Here is a 1,305-nt window from a genome sequence, read left to right on the forward strand (position 1 = left end):
CGATGGCCCCGTCGGCCCTGGCGCGCAGCGCCCGCACCGCGGCGGCCGGGTCCGCCGCCCCGTACACCGCCGAGCCGGCGACGAAGACGTCGGCGCCCGCCTCGGCGCACCGCTCGATGGTGGACTCGGAGACGCCGCCGTCGACCTGGAGCCACAGATCGAGGCCGTGCTTGGAGATCAGCTCACGGGTGCGGCGGATCTTCGGCAGCATGATGTCCAGGAACGCCTGGCCGCCGAAGCCCGGTTCCACGGTCATGATCAGCAGCATGTCGAGCTCGGGGAGCAGGTCCTCGTACGGCTCGATGGGCGTCGCCGGCTTGAGCGCCATGGAGGCGCGGGCGCCCTTGGCGCGGATCTCCCGGGCCAGCCGCACGGGGGCGGCGGCGGCCTCGGCGTGGAACGTGACCGACCCGGCCCCCGCCTCGACGTACTGGGGCGCCCAGCGGTCCGCGTCCTCGATCATCAGATGGCAGTCCAGCGGCGTGTCCGTGGCCCTGCTGAGCGATTCCACGATCGGAACGCCGAGGGTCAGATTGGGCACGAAGTGGTTGTCCATGACATCGACATGGAGCCAGTCGGCGCCTTCGACGGCCTTGGCCTCATCGGCGAGGCGCGCGAAATCGGCGGAGAGAATACTCGGGTTGATCTGGGCCATGGGCCAAGCCTGCCATGTTCTGCGTCACTTCCCGGCCTCGGTGCGCTCCAAAGGCTCACGGGATCATTACGGTTCGCGCATTCCCGGCGTTTCACCCCGGCGCGGGGCCCTTGATCAGCCGGTACGGCGGAGCAGCGCGAGGTACATCGCGTCGGTGCCGTGCAGATGCGGCCAGAGCTGGACGTCGGGTCCGTCGCCCAGCGCGGGCACGCCCGGCAGCAGCGGACGGGCGTCGATCCACTCCGCCTCGACGGGCGCCCCGCCGCGCCCCTTGAGCACGTCCTCCACCACGACCCGGGTCTCCGCGAGGTGCGGCGAGCAGGTCGCGTACCCGACGACCCCGCCGACGCGTACGGCCTTCAGCGCCTCGCGCAGCAGCCCGCGCTGGAGGGGGGCGAAGCCTTCCAGGTCCTCCTTGCGGCGGCGCCAGCGCGCCTCGGGGCGGCGGCGGAGCGCGCCGAGCCCGGAGCAGGGCACGTCCATCAGGACCCGGTCGAAGCTGCCGGGGCGCCACGGCGGGCGGGTGCCGTCGGCGGTGACCACCTGGTACGGGCCCGGGTTGCCGGCCAGCGCGCGCTCCACGAGCCGGGCGCGGTGCGGCTGCTTCTCTGCGGCCAGCAACGCGGCACCGCGGTCCGCCGCGAGGGCGG

At 73.4% G+C, this 1,305-nt stretch carries 1 protein-coding gene and 1 pseudogene; both read right to left on the reverse strand.

Going from position 1 to position 1,305, the window contains the following annotated elements; all coding sequences use genetic code 11:
• A partial coding sequence (rpe, locus tag G3I41_RS34260) for a ribulose-phosphate 3-epimerase (protein ID WP_164404419.1) occupies window positions 1-655 on the reverse strand: 655 nt, incomplete at its 3' end.
• 114 nt (window positions 656-769) lie between these two features.
• Window positions 770-1,305: pseudogene (locus G3I41_RS34265) on the reverse strand (rRNA cytosine-C5-methyltransferase); the annotation flags it as partial.

It is taken from the genome of Streptomyces sp. SID9727 (assembly GCF_010550605.1).
Lineage (GTDB): Bacteria > Actinomycetota > Actinomycetes > Streptomycetales > Streptomycetaceae > Streptomyces.